The following is a 15,414-nucleotide window of genomic DNA, read 5'->3' on the forward strand; positions in this document are numbered from 1 at the left end:
AGATCCGGCGAACCGGTATCTTGCAGGTGTCCTGACCAGATGTGCACCTCTGCCCGCACCCGATATATAGGATATTCGGAACACGTGTGCATAGAACAAATTAGTTCTACTGAGATCAATTACCATATTTCCGACACAATTTGGAGGGAGCTGCAAGCTCGGTTATAGTGTATAACAATAGTAGAATGGAGGAGATTACATTGACGCAGGAAGAACTTATCCACGAGATTATGAACAATAATATGACAAGAGAGAAAGAAGAGAAAGTCAAAAAGGTTAAGATTCTGAATACATATGCCAAGAAAGGACAGACCGTAATGGCCGGCTCCTCACTGATGGAGTACTTCCCGGTTAATGAATTACAGCAGACGCTGGAGAAGCAGACGATTATTTACAACCGCGGAATTGCAGGCTATGTAACCAGTGAGCTGTTAAATTCCCTGGAGGAATGTATTGTTGAGTTGGAGCCTTCTAAGCTGTTCATTAATATTGGCACCAATGACATCAGCTCAGCAGACGGCGAATATCATGTCGGGCATCTGCTTGCGAACTATAATGAGATTCTGACGCAGATCGGAGCAAGGCTGCCGGAATGCAAGGTGTATGTCATGGCGTACTATCCGGTGAATGCTAAGGCTGATTTCAGCGGAGTGGATCAAGAGATGAAGGCGGGAATGTTCAGCACCAGAACAAATGCCGCGTTACTCGAAGCCAATGCCGAAGTGGAGAAGCTAGCAGCGCAGCATGGATATGCGTTCATTAATGTGAATGAAGGGTTGACGGATGAGGAAGGGAATCTGAACGAAGAGTACACGATGGACGGGATTCATATGTATGCGAATGGTTACGCGGTGGTCCTTAATAATCTAAAAGAATATCTATAAGCGTAGGATAGAATGCAAAGCAGCGGTCCTCCGGAGCAGGAGAGCCGCTGTTCAGTTATAACGAGCCCTCAGATCAGTTCCCCTCTCCGCTTCAAATACACATACAGCACAATTCCCGACACGGAGCAGACCGCAGCACATAACCCGATGAAGCCATAGCCCGCCTGCAGGCCGCGCTGCAGACCAAGCTCGCTTGAACGGCCATAGACCGTCTTAACGAGTTCAATCACCCAGCCGATAATATAGTTCCCGATAACACTGCCGAGACCCATCAGCGTGACTACAAAAGTAATCGCAGTATCACTCCCGTTAGGATAGCGGCGGGCAATAAAGGCCATGACGGTAGGGTAGATGATCGCGATCCCTGCCCCGGACAAGGCGAACAGAAAAGCCAGGCTTTCCCCGCCGGCCAGCGCTACAAAGGTACAGCCTGCCGAGAACATTGAGAAGATAATCAGCGAGAGCACGAAGCCGATCCGGTCGGTCAGCGGTCCGATTACGAGTCTTCCCAGCGAGAATAGCAGGAAGAAGGCGGATAGCATGCCGGAGGCCTTGACGGTATCCCAGGCGTAGGCTTTTTCCAGAAAATTAACCAGCCAGCCGCCCACGGCGAGCTCGGAGACAACCCCGAAGGACAGGATCAACACCATCATCCAGAGCGCAGGATCGCGCATTAAGGTCTTGAAGGAGGTACGGTCCTCGTGCGGCAGATCATCTCCGGGAAACGTACTGCGCAGCGCCGACACAATCGGCAACAGGCAGAGCGACAGCATCACCAGATACATTCCGCGCCAGTCCAGCATATGTCCAAACACACTTAGTGACATAACCCCGGTGGCCAGTAGCGGCGCTACAGTCGAACTCAGTCCATAGAAGAAGTGGGATAAATTCATCATCATCCCCGTGTTTTTTACAAAAATACGTGCCCCCAGAATCGCCAGGCCAATCTCCAGCATCCCGTTGCCGATGTACATCAGGAAGTAGGAGGAAGCGAATAAAGGGTAGGTATGCGACAGGAAAATCAGTACTCCGGAGAGAACCATTGAACCGAATGAAATAATGCTGACCGCCTTGATGCCCCATTTGCGGACGAGAATAGCAGTGAACGAACAGGCGATCAGGTAGCCCAGCGCATTCAGCGAGAGCAGTGTACCCAGCTGTCCTTCATCCAGATTGAAAGCGAGCTGAATCCGCGGGATTGCAGGTCCTTTAATATTCTCCGAGATCCCGAAGACGACAAAGCCCAGAAAGATCGTTACGAGCTGCATGATATAGATCGTGTTGCGCTTGCCTGTAGAATTGCGTGCTTGAGCCTTCAAAGGGATGCCTCCTGAATGATGATAAAATAATGTTTGGCTTACTTCCGTTCCACCAGCTGGAACCGGTAGGTCAGGCTTTCCATGGTTGTTGTAATCAGTCCTGCCATGTATTCCCGGCGGGTGTCATTCTGGATGATCAGCTCAGGCATATGCTCGGGCGGAATAATCTCCCGGCACCCGCTGCGCAGATCCTCCAGCATCTCTGGGGATATATTGTCACCGGTGACAACGATCGCAGCAGGGTTAATGATGCTGATAATGGATACCAGTGCATGTATAGCCAGCTTGCCGGGATCTCCGCCCTTTTGCAGGAGCTGCAGCTGTTGCTCCCTCGGAATGCCATAAGGCAGGTAAGACACTTCTCCGCTGAAAAAGCTGTTCCCGTTAAGCAATCGTCCATTCACCATAAAGCCGGCCCCCGGGAAATGGTTCTTGGGGAAGGTCAGCACGGCAAAATGGCTCTCCTCATCCGGAAACAGCCGCTGATACAAGCCGTAAACCGTCAGATTCATATCGTTCTCGATAATAATCTCAACCTCTTCATAGCGCTCCTTCAGCAGAATGCCAAGAGGCTGATCTGCGAGCGCCGGAACATCACAGATCCCAATCCGGTCCTGCTGGACTACACCGGGAATGCCGATGCCGACCGCCTGAACATTCGGGTGAGCCTCAATAATCTGATCCAGCCAGTCCGTGAGGGTGTCTACGGTAATTTGCTCATGTACCTTATCCGTTTGCTCCAGGATCTCACCATTCAGATTCGCCAGCGCATAGCTAATGGATTGAATCCCGCCCTCCGAACGCACGATCATACAGATCATAAGGGAATAATTGGCGTTGAACTGATATTTCCGCGCCGGTCTGCCTCCGCTGGATTCCTCCCACCCAAGCTCCAGAATCTCCCCGGTCTGAACCAGTTCATTGAGAATGGTGCCGCAGGTGGCTACACTCAGCCGGGTCTGCCCGGCGATGGATGCTTTGGTGCCTGTGCCGGATGTGCGGAGTATATTTTTAACCAGTTCCACGTTTATTTTCTTGACCAGCTGTGTGTTATGAGACGGATTTACCATATCGTAACCTTCCTCCCGGATGATTATAATTCTATTATTAAAAGAGTTGTAATAAGTGTATTGTAGTGACTTCCCGGTAAATAAGCAAGCGATGATTAGCAGAACCGCAGCATTCACTCATGATCAACGCAGTTCACTCGGTGTCCGCTGCTTGACCTGTTTAAATACACGGTTGAAGGTGCGGATGTTGGAGAAACCGCATTCCAGCGCGATATCGAGTATGCTTTTGCCGGTATTCAGCAGCAGCCGCTCGGCCTGGTTGACCCGGATACTATTGAGATAGGCGACGTAGCTCATGCCCGAGATGCTTTTGAAGAAGCGGGAGAAATAGAACAGGCTCATGTTGGCGTGATTGGCGGCGTCGGCAAGGGTGATGGGATGCATGTAATTGACGTCAAGATATTCCAGAACCTCCTGCATGATCTTCATATTCGTAATGCGCCGTTTATCCTTATGAGGATTGACTACTCCCAGCGGCATATGCCGCAGAATCAATGCGCACAGCTCGTGCAAAAGGCCGGTCATCAGCTGCTCGTGATGCGGAGGCTTCAGAAGATGCTCCTGCAGCAGCTCCTGCATAATCGCGGACAGACGCCGGTTAATGACCTCATCCTCCGGTGTAGACGGCCGGTTCTCCCGGAAAGGGGAGGTGAGCTGCAGATTCAGGGGCCAGCCTGCAGGGAAGCCGATCAGCGCCGGGTTAAAGATGACAAGAATAAGCTTCGATGTGTTGTCCTTGCTGTCATAGTAGTGAATATCTCCGCTGCTGCATACGGCCAGATCGCCTGCATGCAGTACCCGTGTCTCCGAGTTGATCCCCATCCGGATTGAGCCTTCCAGTACATAGATGATCTCCAGATCATTATGCCAGTGGGCCAGGAAATCTATATTTTGACACACAAATGCAGTGAAGGGAAAAGCTGTTCCATACGTTCTGTTCTCGTGAAAAGCTCTCATGATATCTCCTGTTCTGATCTTCCGCTATTTAGATTTAAACATAGCAAAAAATGACCATTCATACAAGCAAATTGGCGAGCATCCGCCACCGGTTTGGATTACAATTTCTTCAGGGTATAGACGTGCTATTCATTCCAAAACCAAATTTGATTTCAGGATAAAAAGGAGAACTTGATATGGCGAAGAAGGCATTGATTGTAAAAGGCGGATGGGATGGTCATGAACCGAATGAGGTTGCAGCTATTTTTGCCGGTATTCTGGAGGCTGAAGGGTTCGAGGTAGAGGTGTCGGATACGCTGGACAGCTTCAACAACGCCGAGGCGCTTAAGGAATTGAGCCTGATTGTGCCGGTATGGACAATGGGTGAAATTGCGGGTGAACAGGTGGCATCGGTGCTTGCAGCAGTGGCTTCCGGGGTAGGCATTGCCGGTTGTCACGGCGGGATGTGCGACTCCTTCCGTAACAATACAGAATGGCAATTTTTGACCGGGTCACAGTGGGTGGCTCATCCCTTCAACGACGGAGTGGATTATGAAGTGAATATCGTAAGATCCGGCTCCAGCCCGATTGTGGAAGGCATCCCGGATTTCAAGGTGAAGTCAGAGCAGTATTACCTGCATGTAGATCCGGCGGTAGATGTACTTGCTACTACAACTTTTGTGCTGAGCGAAGGCGACCATTCGGCGAATGGTGTAATTACCATGCCGGTTGTTTATACGAAACGCTGGGGCCAGGGCAAGGTATTCTATAATTCGCTTGGACATCATGCGGATATCTTCGATATTCCTGAAGCCAAGGAACTGATGCGTAAAGGCTTCATCTGGGCAGCAAAATAAACCGGGATAAGGTGGGACTCATTGTGCGTAAAGTGAAGGTAGGCATCGTCGGCTGCGGGAATATCAGCGGCATTTATTTTGAGAATTTGACCGGAACCTTTGTGAATACAGATGTCTACGCCTGTGCTGATCTGGACCCTGAGCGGGCCGCGCAGGCAGCGGAGAAATATGGAGTTCCTCATGTATGGACGACAGAGGAATTGCTGGCTTCGGAAGAGATAGAGATTGTCGTGAATCTGACGACGCCTAATTTCCACTTCGATGTCTGTAAGCAGGCTCTGCTGGCCGGAAAGCATGTGTACGTGGAGAAGCCGCTATCACTGACGCTAGAGAATGGAACCGAGCTTGTTAAGCTGGCAAAAGAAAAGAATCTGTTCGTCGGCTGCGCACCGGACACCTTCCTCGGAGGCGGCCTGCAAACCTGCGCCAAGCTGATAGCGGACGGCTATATCGGAGAGCCGGTTGCTGCAACCGCCTTCATGCTCTGTCATGGTCACGAGAGCTGGCATCCGGACCCTGAGTTCTACTATCAGGCGGGCGGCGGCCCGATGTTTGATATGGGGCCGTATTATCTTACGGCGCTGGTATCCTTGCTTGGCCCGGCGAAGACGGTATGCGGGATCACCAAAACCTCATTCGCATCGCGGACGATCACCAGTGAGAAGAAGTTCGGCAAGGTAGTTGACGTTGAAGTCCCTACACATGTGGCCGGAACCATCGAATTCGCCAGCGGTGCCGTGGCTACGATGATTACGAGCTTCGATGTCTGGCACAGTACGCTGCCACGGATCGAAATCTACGGATCACTAGGCACCTTGATCGTGCCTGATCCGAACACCTTCGGCGGTCCGGTCTTGCTGCGTCCGGCGCACAGCACGGAATTCCAGGAGATTCCGCTGATCTACAATTATGCCGGGAACAGCCGCGGCATTGGCGTAGCGGATATGGCCCGCTGCATCGGGACAGGAGACACCCCGCGCGCTAACGGCGAGCTGGCGAATCATGTCCTAGAGATCATGCATGCGTTCCATACCAGCTCGGACACTAAGCGTTACGCGGAGCTGTCCACCAGCTGCGAGCAGCCGAAGCTGCTGCCGCTGGGTTTGGTTAAGGGGTATTTGGAGTAGTTAATATACGGGTTTGAAAGCAGCGGTCTGTTCCCGGGTTACCAGGGATAGGCCGCTGTTTTTGTGCGTGGTTCATCTACCCCGCTCGCCGCCGCCGCGCCAGCAGTCTGGCCAATCCGCCCCGCAGCCCGTCGTGCAGAAGTGTGACTAATCCGCTCCGTACCTCGTTGCTCCAGCAGTCCGGCCAATCCGCCCCGCAGCTCATCCCGAGCGATCCCGCGCGCCGCCCCGATGCTGGCCAATCGAATTAAGTGGAAAAAGTACATTTAATATCTCATCCAATACTAAAAAGAGGATAATAAGTGGAAAAAGAACAACTAATTCTGCCGAATATGCCTTCCGCAGAGAAATGGAGTGAATTAGATGCCCTTTATCCACTTATTGTTATTAATCAGTTTGGTTCTTGAAATTTAAATGTACATTTTCCACTTAATTAATACTGGGCTAGAGACAAACCTATCAAAACGGGCCATTACTGCGATAAATGTCCAATTCCCCGCTGCAGATTGCTCACGCACCCTTAATTTAACCAAATATTACTATTATTTATGCATAACGAGGGGCTTTCCAGCGCAATGCGGTCAATCAGTGGCTAAAGCTACTATTACAGTAACTAACACCGCTATTAATGCAGTTACCGCTACGCTTCTGTTAACGGAGTTACCGCTACGCTTCTGTTATCGCAGTTACCGCAATCATGGCGTTGCTGCTGCACCCCCCCCCCAGATACACATTATCGCCTGTCTTAATATCATTTATCTGTACTGCGCAAACACCAATACTGCACAAACAGCTGTACTTCGCTTACATCCGTACTTCGCTTACCCGTGCTACGCAAACATTTGTCCTACACAAGCTATTGGAGGATTACCCCTATTGACAACCTGTATATACAGGTTTAAACTGTTTGGAGTGTTTGAGCTTGTATATACAAGTTTAATGATTGAAAGACAGCAATTCTTTTGGAGGTGCTTAATTTGACCCAGTCCCGGTATTCAGAATGGTGGCGCCGGTCCACAGTGTATCAGGTGTATCCGAAGAGCTTCAAGGACACGACAGGCAATGGAACAGGCGATATAAGAGGCCTTACTGAGAAATTGGATTATTTGCAGGAGCTTGGGATTGATATCGTCTGGCTGCAGCCGGTCTATGTCTCGCCCCAATATGATAACGGTTACGATGTTGCGGATTATGAGAATATTAACCCTGATTATGGCACGATGGAGGATTTCGATGAGCTGATAGAGGAGCTGCACCGGCGCGGCATGAAGCTGATGACCGATATCGTGGTCAATCATACCTCGACGGAGCATGAATGGTTCAAACAGTCGATTTCAGGCAAGGACAACCCGTATCGTAATTATTATATCTGGAAAGACCCGGCACCAGGCGGCGGCCTGCCGAATAACTGGCAATCGAAGTTCGGGGGGCCTGCCTGGCAGTTCGATGAAGCTTCAGGACAATATTATCTTACCTTGTTCGACAAGACTCAGGCCGATCTGAATTGGGAGAATGCAGAGGTCCGCAGAGCGGTTAATGATATGCTGCTGTTCTGGGCACGCAAGGGTGTGGACGGCTTCCGGATGGACGTTATTAATCTAATCTCCAAGGACCAGCAGTTCCCTAATGATGACGGAAGTGTGCCGCCGGGGGATGGACGGAAGTTCTATACAGACGGACCGCGCGTTCATGAATATATCAAAGACATGTATGATGAGGTGTTCGGCCCGTTTGAGCTGGTGACGGTCGGGGAGATGTCCTCCACTACCCTTGCGCATTGTATACGCTACTCGAACCCTGCAGAGCGGGAGTTCTCCATGACCTTCAATTTCCACCATCTGAAGGTGGATTATCCGGACGGCCGGAAGTGGGAGCTGATGCCCTATGATTTCGAGGCATTGAAACGGCTGTTCAGTGAGTGGCAGACCGGGATGCAGCAGGGCGGTGGCTGGAATGCTCTATTCTTCAACAATCATGATCAGCCGCGGGCTCTCTCCAGATTCACCGATGATGATGTTTACCGTGAAGAAAGCGCGAAACTCCTGGCTACAACGCTGCATGGTCTTCAAGGAACGCCTTATGTCTATCAGGGCGAGGAGATCGGCATGCCGAATCCGAAGTGGAAGGGCATCGAAGAATTCCGCGATATTGAGTCCCTGAACATGTACCGCATTCTGCAGGAACAGGGCAAGAGCCCGGAAGTGGCCCTCAGCATCCTGCAGGAACGTTCGCGCGACAATTCACGTACGCCGATGCAGTGGGATGACAGCCCAAATGCCGGATTCACCAGCGGTACACCATGGCTGAAGGTCGACGAGCGGTACCGGGACATTAATGTACAGAAGGAGCTGGAGCGGCCGGATTCGATCCTCCATCATTACCGCAAGCTGATTGCGCTGCGCAAAGAGCATGCTGTATTCACCCGAGGCGTATTCCGCAGATTGGATGAAGGTCATCCCGAGGTGTTCGCTTATGCCCGGACAGGGACCGGGGAGACACTTGTGGTGGTCTCGAACTTCAGCAGTAAGGAAATTAGCTTCCGGTTCGAGGACAAGTATTGGGCAGACTTAAGCCAAGCTGGCACGGACAAGCCTCTAATCGGTAATACAGCCGATGCCCCTGCATTAACACAAGAGCTTCAGCTCAGTCCATATGCTTCCTATATGTGGTTAACAACATCTAATACTTAAGGAGTGATGATATGGCTATTGACCGCAAGAATGTAGAGGATATTGTACGGGCGGTTGGGGGCAAGGAGAATATTGAGGTCGCGACGCATTGCGTAACCAGGCTAAGATTCTCGCTCTATGACGAGAGCAAGGTCGATTCAGCAGCACTGGACGCCAATGACCTTGTCAAAGGACAATTTTCCAGCCAAGGCCAGTTCCAGATCGTCATCGGTCCGGGAACCGTTGATAAAGTGTATGACGAAATGATTCAGCTGACCGGCGGTGCCCGTTCTTCTAAGGATGAGGTGAAATCGGCAGCGGCCCGTAAGCAGAATCCTCTGCAGCGGGCGATCAAGACGCTCGCCGATATTTTTATTCCGATCCTTCCGGCCATCGTGACCGCAGGTTTGCTGCTCGGGATCAATAATATACTGACCGGCCCGGGTATCTTCTTCAGCCAGTCGCTGGTCGATGTCTATCCGCAGTGGAAAGATATTGCGGCGATAATCAATACGATTGCCAGTACGGCCTTCACGTTCTTGCCGGCCCTGATCGGCTGGGCGGCAGTGACCCGGTTCGGCGGCAGTCCGCTGCTCGGGATTGTGCTCGGACTCATTCTCGTTCATCCGGATTTATTAAGTGCCTACGGTTATGCCAGTGCTTCCACGGAAGGAACAGTTCCGACCTGGAATTTGTTCGGCTGGCATCTGGAGAAAATCGGTTATCAGGGTCAGGTATTGCCGGTGCTGGTCTCGGCCTATATTCTGGCCGGCATTGAGAAGTTCCTGAACAAGAGGGTACATGACTCGATGAAGCTGCTGGTTGTTGCGCCAGTGACTCTGCTGATTACAGGTTTTCTGGCGTTCACAATCATTGGACCGGTTACCTTCGGCATAGCCAATGCGATCACTTCCGGACTGGTCTACGTGTTCGATCATTTCGCGATTCTAGGCGGCTTAATCTATGGCGGATTCTATGCGCTGCTGGTCATCACGGGGATGCATCATACCTTCCTGGCCGTTGACGTTCAGCTTATCGGCAGTGAAGGCGGCACATTCCTCTGGCCGATGCTCGCTCTCTCCAACATTGCACAGGGGGCTGCGGCACTGGCGATGATGTTCGTCATCAAAGAACAGAAGACCAAGGGACTTGCGGTGACGTCATCGATCTCTGCCTTCCTCGGAGTTACGGAACCTGCGATCTTCGGGGTTAATATCCGCTACCGCTATCCGTTCATCTTCGGGATGATCGGCTCTGCACTGGGTGGGGTTCTGCTCACGATTAACCAGGTCCGCGCCTCTTCCATTGGCGTTGGCGGGGTTCCCGGCTTCCTGTCCATCTTCCCGAACCAGTGGGGTGTATTCTTCGTGGGTATGGCGATTGTGCTGATCGTACCGTTTGTGGCTACTGTGCTGTATGGCCGTGCCGTCGTCGGCCGTGCCGAGAAGAGTTCAGGGGCAGCAGCAGCTGCAACCGCACCAACAACGCTCAGCCCCCCGGCTGGAAAAGATGAACTCAGCAGCCGCCGGTCCGTTCAAGGCTCACAGGAGCCGGTGAACATATTGGAGCTGGCTGCACCGCTCAACGGGACGGCAGTACCGCTTGCGCAGGTACCCGATCCTGCTTTTGCCGAGGGGCAGATGGGTCAGGGGGTTGCGATTGAACCCTCCGAAGGGAAAGTATATGCACCGTTTGATGCGACAGTCGCCCATGTAATCAAGAGCAAACATGCGCTTATACTGGAGCATGCCAGCGGCGTGCAGGTACTTATCCACGTAGGGATTAATACGGTGTCGCTCAAGGGCAGCGGGTTCACCCAGCTTAAGAATATTGGCGATAAGGTGAAGGCCGGCGAGCTTCTGCTGGAATTCGATATGGATGCTATCCGTGCAGCCGGTTACCCGGTGATTACCCCTATCATCATTCCTGCGGGGCAGGAGATGGTGGAGAAGATTGAGGAGAAGATAGGACCAGCGGCGGCGAAGCAGACCAGTATTCTGACTATTCATCTTAAGGGTTGACCGGACCCGCCCCGCCCCCGAATTGAATCCATGCGTCCAGAGCCATGGCGTGATACAATATAGGGCGGTGATCTATAATGAGAGAAAATATATATTTGCAAATCTACAATGAATACAGTAACCAGATCCATTCCGGCCAGCTGCTGCCGGGGACCAAGCTGCCTTCTGAAAGTGAGCTGGCCGAGGCGTACTGCACTTCGCGGGAAACGGTGCGCAAAGCGCTGAATCTGCTGTTCCGTGAGGGCTATATTCACAAAATCAAGGGCAGGGGCTCGTTTGTGCTGGATATGACCCGGATGGATTTTCCCGTTACCGGTCTGATCTCGTTCAAGGAAATGGCAGGTACACTCGGTGCTCCCTCACGGACACTGGTAGAGGAAACGGTGATGGAGCCGGCCGGCTCTGCGCTGGCCAGACAGCTGCAGGTTCCGGAGGATACTCCGGTATGGAAGGTGATCCGCGCCAGAGAGATAGAAGAAGAACGAATCATTCTGGACAAGGATTATTTCCGGGCAGATATTGTGCCGTTCTTAAGCGCAGAGATCGCGGCAGGCTCGATCTATGAATATCTGGAAGTGGAGCTGGGGCTGAAAATCAGTTATGCGAAGAAGCTGATATCCGTTGAGCCTGCGACGGAGGAGGATCACCGCCTGCTTGATCTGAAGAAATATACGCATATTGTCGTAGTGCGGAACTATGTGTATCTGGAGAATACGGTGCTGTTCCAATATACCGAATCCAGACACCGGCTGGATAAGTTTCAGTTCGTGGATTTTGCCAGACGGGTGCGGCGGTAATACTATGAGGTAAGCGGCAACGAAAAGAAAAAAACATTGCCGGCACCCGGCAGGGTGTGAACTCCGATGTCCCCGCCATGTGCTTCAATAATGTATTTGCAGATGGCAAGCCCCAGGCCGGCTCCCCCCCATTGGCTGGAGCGTGATTTATCCCCGCGGTAGAACCGCTCAAAGAGATGGGGCAAGTGCTCGGGTGCGATTTCTGTACCGTTATCACTCACACTCACATTCAGCCGCTTCCCGGTACGGGAAGCGGCTATGGTTATATGTGCCTCTTCACCTGCGTATTTGGTGGCATTGCCGACTAAGTTGTTAAATACCTGTGTGAGGCGGACCGCGTCTGCCCGCACCCTTCCAGCCGGAAAGGGCCGGACCACACTTAATCTGGCCCTGCCCTCAGCAAATTCATATTCCAGCGGCCGCACGATGGACTCCAGCAGAAGATCGCATTCGATCTCTTCGTAGTTCATTTGCAGCTGCCCCGACTCCAGCTCCGAGAAGCGGAACAAATCCTCAATCAGATCGTTTAGCTTGTCTGTCTTGTCCCGGATGATCGATAAATAACGCTCGAATTTGACTCTATCCTGTGCGACGCCATCCTGCAGACCTTCCACATATCCCCTGATGGAGGAAAGAGGGGTTCGGAGATCATGGGAGATGCTCGCTATGAGTTCATTGCGTGCTTGTTCATAAGCGTCCTGGTTCACCTTGGATTCCAGCAGACGGGTTCTCATTAGCTCGAACACAGTGCTGAACTGGCCCATTTCGTCGTTGGCCCGGTAAGTGATCGGGCAATCCATGTTGCCCTGCACAATCTGTTCAGCCGCGAGCGTAAGCTCCCGGAGAGGCAGTAGAATTTTGCGGGTTATCGTTCGGGTCATCCAAATTGTACAGCAGATCAGCGGAAGAGACACCAGGATGACCACAGGGATCATTCCAGTGTAAGCTTTATCTGCAGGTGCGTTATTACTGTAACTGGTACCGATAAATATAGAAAAGAGAAGCAGCGGAAGCAGGATAATGATAAACATCGAAGTAACCATTTGAAAGCGGAGGCCCGGTTTCTTCATATTTATATCCCCCCGTAAAATTTATAGCCTATGCCTCGAACAGTAAGAATGTACCGGGGATTGGCCGGATCTATTTCGATTTTTTCCCGTATCTTTTTGACATGCACTGTTACCGTATTCAGATCTCCGTATTCGTGTATTCCCCAGGCACTTCCGAAGATCTGTTCACGGGTAAACACCTGATTGGGATGGATCGCAAGAAAGCGGAGCACCTCGAATTCCCGCGCTGAGAAATGAACGGTCTCCTTGCGTACCCGGACCTCATAGGCTTTGAGATCAAGCTCCAGGCCGGGATATACGACTATGCTTTGTTGCTTTGAAGGTAGGGTTAACCCGTTGAAACGCCTCAGCTGAGCTTTAACTCTGGCTACAATCTCACCTGGACTGAAAGGCTTCACCACATAATCATCCGCTCCCAGACCTAGGCCCAGAATTTTATCGGAATCCCGTTTTTTTGCGCTGAGCATAATGATGGGAACATCGGACTCCGTACGTATTCTGCGGCATACCTCCATTCCATCAAGCAGCGGCAGCATAATATCAAGGACTACCAGCTGCGGATGAAACTGTCCGAAAGCCCGGAGCGCTTCTTCACCGTCAGGACAGATGATCACCTCATACCGCTCGATCTCCAAATAATCCTTGATCAGCTCGGCGATCTCCAGCTCATCTTCGACAATCATAATCCGTTCACTTGCCATAGTAAGGACACACCCGTTTTCATAGGATTGTTGTTCTAGTGACCATCATATATGATTTGGATATTTCCGTAAATCAGGACGTTTCAAAACCGATCATGGATAATAAGATTAAAACTGCGCCAGCAACAATGATCAACAGATAGAGAATGCGTTTTTTCATAGTCAGGTCTCCTTGGATTTAATGTATTGATTATTTGATTTCCATGTTCCGGAAGCTCATGATCCCAAGCCAGGCAAATACGAGAATAGTCGCAATGGGAATCAGGATTAAGAGAGTAAGCTCATACGTTGTCGGCGTTGGGGTTGCGATATCCATACTAAGCTTAAATACGGAATGCTCATAAAATTCTCTGTACACAGCCCATTTGCCGCTCAGCCACTCTGAGAGGGTGTCGAAGAAAAGCATTACCAGCAGCACCGCGCCAATCGTTATGCCGCTTATTGTTGTTGTGACAGCGAAGACGGCAACCATGGAGGCAAAGGCAGCTGCATACAGTATCGTGAAGGCAAGTGTACGAAATAAATATAGGGCGGCATGAATTTCCCGGAGGCTGCCGAAGCCATTCAGCAAACTACCGGCTATCACACATATGACAGGGACGATTAAGGACAAAATGATGATTCCGATAGCATAGGCCGTCAGCTTGGCAGTGTAAATCTGTCTGCGGCTGTACCCTGAAGCAACCGAGATTTTCATAATCCCAAGGCCATGCTCACCTGAGAGAAAGAAGCCTCCTACTACGGCTAATGAGATTTTAAGCACAAGCACATTCACTTGTACACCTTGGCCTAGCCCGGATATCCCGCTGAAAACCTTCTGATCTGAGCCCATATAATGGATAACTCCGGATAAGATGACCGCCACGAAGATAAAAGTGAAACAGAGAATCCGGAACGAGGGCTCTTTGTATAATTTGTACAGCTCAGACCGTAACAGATTTGCCATTTGCCGCCCCTCCAATCAGCTTGGTATAATACCGTTCCAGCATTTCGCCCTTCGGCATGAGCTGCTGGACTTCCAGACCTGCTGCAAACAGCTTAGCCGAGAGTGCGCCGGGAGGGCCGAACGGTTCATACAAGCGGATGATACCGTCAGCATCTAATTCATATTCCGTTGTCTGCCATTCTTCTTGTATAATTCCTATGGCCTTCTCTGGTGAGTCTACCTTAATGTGCAGGTATTGCCTGCACTTGGCCTGAAGCTCGCTTACAGACAACTGCTCCAGCATTCGCCCGTTATGAATAATCCCGTAATCCGTTGCCAGCAAATGAAGCTCGCTCAGAATATGGCTGGATATCAGAATACTAATGCCCTTGTCCCTGTTTAAATGAAGCAATAGTTCCCTTAATTCAACAACTCCCACAGGATCGAGTCCATTGGTAGGTTCGTCAAGAATAAGCAGCTCAGGGTGGCCGAGCAGTGAAACCGCTAGTCCCAGACGCTGCTTCATACCCAAGGAGAAGTTGGCAGCGATTTTGCTGCCGGCCTGCTCCAGTCCTACCAGTGATAAGGTTTGGCGGATCTGCGCCTTGTCGCGGATTCCCTTTTGCAGCCGGAATACCTCCAGGTTCTCTGCGGCTGATAGATGAGGGAAAAGGGCGGGTGTCTCAATAGTCGTGCCCATCCTTTTTCTCGCCTGTACAAGCTGTGCGCCTTCCTTATATCCGAATAATTCGATTTGACCTGAGGTTGGCCTGGAAAGTCCCGCCGCTATCCGCATAAGGGTTGATTTCCCGGCACCGTTCTGGCCTATGAACCCATAGATGCTGCCCCGGCGTATCGACAGATCGACACGGTCCAGTGCAGGGTGATGCTTGTAATGCTTGGATAATTGGCGTGCCTGAAGCACATATTCGCTCATGCGTTCTCCCACCTCATTTGATTTCTACGTACTTAAATTATCTGCCGGCTTTCTCTCATTCTAGCGGCGCGTTATAAACGTTCACCGCAGCTAATCTGAAC

General features: G+C 51.2%; 14 protein-coding genes. 6 read left to right on the forward strand and 8 right to left on the reverse strand.

Features of this window, described 5'->3' with window-relative positions; genetic code table 11:
- Nucleotides 1–200 precede the first annotated feature (200 nt).
- A complete protein-coding gene (locus MKZ24_RS14555) occupies nucleotides 201–884 on the forward strand; it encodes a GDSL-type esterase/lipase family protein (protein ID WP_340784033.1) in 684 nt (227 codons plus the stop codon).
- A gap of 68 nt (nucleotides 885–952) precedes the next feature.
- Here MKZ24_RS14555 and MKZ24_RS14560 read toward each other — a convergent pair whose 3' ends face one another.
- The 3 genes from MKZ24_RS14560 to MKZ24_RS14570 all read right to left on the reverse strand — a co-directional run bounded on the left by MKZ24_RS14560 (nucleotide 953) and on the right by MKZ24_RS14570 (nucleotide 4,230).
- Complete coding sequence (locus tag MKZ24_RS14560) at nucleotides 953–2,152, reverse strand: MFS transporter (protein WP_340790168.1); 1,200 nt, start codon at nucleotides 2,150–2,152, stop codon at nucleotides 953–955.
- Nucleotides 2,153–2,241: 89 nt separating this feature from the next.
- On the reverse strand, nucleotides 2,242–3,273 hold the full coding sequence (locus tag MKZ24_RS14565; RefSeq protein ID WP_340784036.1) for an ROK family protein: 1,032 nt from the start codon (nucleotides 3,271–3,273) through the stop codon (nucleotides 2,242–2,244).
- Nucleotides 3,274–3,396: 123 nt separating this feature from the next.
- Complete coding sequence (locus MKZ24_RS14570; protein ID WP_042238224.1) at nucleotides 3,397–4,230, reverse strand: helix-turn-helix transcriptional regulator; 834 nt, start codon at nucleotides 4,228–4,230, stop codon at nucleotides 3,397–3,399.
- A gap of 176 nt (nucleotides 4,231–4,406) precedes the next feature.
- Between MKZ24_RS14570 and MKZ24_RS14575 the strand changes: the two genes are divergently transcribed.
- Together MKZ24_RS14575 and MKZ24_RS14580 are read left to right on the forward strand one after the other, a co-directional pair.
- Nucleotides 4,407–5,066 carry a ThuA domain-containing protein gene (locus MKZ24_RS14575; protein ID WP_042238223.1) on the forward strand — a complete coding sequence of 220 codons (660 nt, stop codon included), beginning with the start codon at nucleotides 4,407–4,409 and terminating at the stop codon, nucleotides 5,064–5,066.
- Between the two features lie 23 nt (nucleotides 5,067–5,089).
- Nucleotides 5,090–6,193 (forward strand): Gfo/Idh/MocA family protein, encoded by a 1,104-nt coding sequence (locus tag MKZ24_RS14580; RefSeq protein WP_340784041.1) that lies wholly within the window; start codon nucleotides 5,090–5,092, stop codon nucleotides 6,191–6,193.
- Nucleotides 6,194–6,231: 38 nt separating this feature from the next.
- On the opposite strand, the gene MKZ24_RS14585 is transcribed toward MKZ24_RS14580, so the two are convergent.
- The gene (locus tag MKZ24_RS14585; protein ID WP_340784044.1) at nucleotides 6,232–6,459 is read right to left on the reverse strand and encodes a hypothetical protein; all 228 of its coding nucleotides are present in this window, start codon (nucleotides 6,457–6,459) and stop codon (nucleotides 6,232–6,234) included.
- Nucleotides 6,460–7,170: 711 nt separating this feature from the next.
- Here MKZ24_RS14585 and treC point away from each other — a divergent pair.
- From treC to treR, 3 genes are all read left to right on the forward strand, one after another.
- A complete protein-coding gene (gene treC, locus MKZ24_RS14590; protein ID WP_445324166.1) occupies nucleotides 7,171–8,883 on the forward strand; it encodes an alpha,alpha-phosphotrehalase in 1,713 nt (570 codons plus the stop codon).
- Nucleotides 8,884–8,894: 11 nt separating this feature from the next.
- The gene (treP, locus tag MKZ24_RS14595; RefSeq protein WP_340784046.1) at nucleotides 8,895–10,883 is read left to right on the forward strand and encodes a PTS system trehalose-specific EIIBC component; all 1,989 of its coding nucleotides are present in this window, start codon (nucleotides 8,895–8,897) and stop codon (nucleotides 10,881–10,883) included.
- A gap of 77 nt (nucleotides 10,884–10,960) precedes the next feature.
- The gene (gene treR, locus MKZ24_RS14600; protein ID WP_039302521.1) at nucleotides 10,961–11,680 is read left to right on the forward strand and encodes a trehalose operon repressor; all 720 of its coding nucleotides are present in this window, start codon (nucleotides 10,961–10,963) and stop codon (nucleotides 11,678–11,680) included.
- Between the two features lie 2 nt (nucleotides 11,681–11,682).
- Here treR and MKZ24_RS14605 read toward each other — a convergent pair whose 3' ends face one another.
- The 4 genes from MKZ24_RS14605 to MKZ24_RS14620 all read right to left on the reverse strand — a co-directional run bounded on the left by MKZ24_RS14605 (nucleotide 11,683) and on the right by MKZ24_RS14620 (nucleotide 15,313).
- Complete coding sequence (locus MKZ24_RS14605) at nucleotides 11,683–12,750, reverse strand: sensor histidine kinase (RefSeq protein ID WP_340784049.1); 1,068 nt, start codon at nucleotides 12,748–12,750, stop codon at nucleotides 11,683–11,685.
- 2 nt (nucleotides 12,751–12,752) lie between these two features.
- Nucleotides 12,753–13,451: a response regulator transcription factor gene (locus MKZ24_RS14610; RefSeq protein WP_340784051.1), complete on the reverse strand. Its 699-nt coding sequence runs from the start codon at nucleotides 13,449–13,451 to the stop codon at nucleotides 12,753–12,755.
- A gap of 190 nt (nucleotides 13,452–13,641) precedes the next feature.
- Entirely contained in the window at nucleotides 13,642–14,397 is a 756-nt protein-coding gene (locus MKZ24_RS14615; RefSeq protein WP_340784053.1) for an ABC transporter permease, read from the reverse strand.
- Nucleotides 14,375–15,313, reverse strand: coding sequence for an ATP-binding cassette domain-containing protein (locus MKZ24_RS14620; RefSeq protein WP_340784055.1), 939 nt, complete (start codon nucleotides 15,311–15,313; stop codon nucleotides 14,375–14,377). Before MKZ24_RS14620 ends, MKZ24_RS14615 begins: the two co-directional genes overlap by 23 nt.
- Nucleotides 15,314–15,414 lie beyond the last annotated feature (101 nt).

The organism is Paenibacillus sp. FSL R7-0297 (assembly GCF_038009025.1).
Lineage (GTDB): Bacteria > Bacillota > Bacilli > Paenibacillales > Paenibacillaceae > Paenibacillus_AQ.

Bases quoted from the DNA above. Each gene is read 5' to 3' on its own strand.
- MKZ24_RS14560 (WP_340790168.1), bottom strand. From the start codon at position 2,152: ATGCAGCTCGTAACGATCTTTCTGGGCTTTGTCGTCTTCGGGATCTCG.
- MKZ24_RS14565 (WP_340784036.1), bottom strand. From the start codon at position 3,273: ATGGTAAATCCGTCTCATAACACACAGCTGGTCAAGAAAATAAACGTG.
- MKZ24_RS14570 (WP_042238224.1), bottom strand. From the start codon at position 4,230: ATGAGAGCTTTTCACGAGAACAGAACGTATGGAACAGCTTTTCCCTTC.
- MKZ24_RS14575 (WP_042238223.1), top strand. From the start codon at position 4,407: ATGGCGAAGAAGGCATTGATTGTAAAAGGCGGATGGGATGGTCATGAA.
- MKZ24_RS14585 (WP_340784044.1), bottom strand. From the start codon at position 6,459: ATGTACTTTTTCCACTTAATTCGATTGGCCAGCATCGGGGCGGCGCGC.
- treP (WP_340784046.1), top strand. From the start codon at position 8,895: ATGGCTATTGACCGCAAGAATGTAGAGGATATTGTACGGGCGGTTGGG.
- treR (WP_039302521.1), top strand. From the start codon at position 10,961: ATGAGAGAAAATATATATTTGCAAATCTACAATGAATACAGTAACCAG.
- MKZ24_RS14605 (WP_340784049.1), bottom strand. From the start codon at position 12,750: ATGAAGAAACCGGGCCTCCGCTTTCAAATGGTTACTTCGATGTTTATC.
- MKZ24_RS14610 (WP_340784051.1), bottom strand. From the start codon at position 13,451: ATGGCAAGTGAACGGATTATGATTGTCGAAGATGAGCTGGAGATCGCC.
- MKZ24_RS14615 (WP_340784053.1), bottom strand. From the start codon at position 14,397: ATGGCAAATCTGTTACGGTCTGAGCTGTACAAATTATACAAAGAGCCC.
- MKZ24_RS14620 (WP_340784055.1), bottom strand. From the start codon at position 15,313: ATGAGCGAATATGTGCTTCAGGCACGCCAATTATCCAAGCATTACAAG.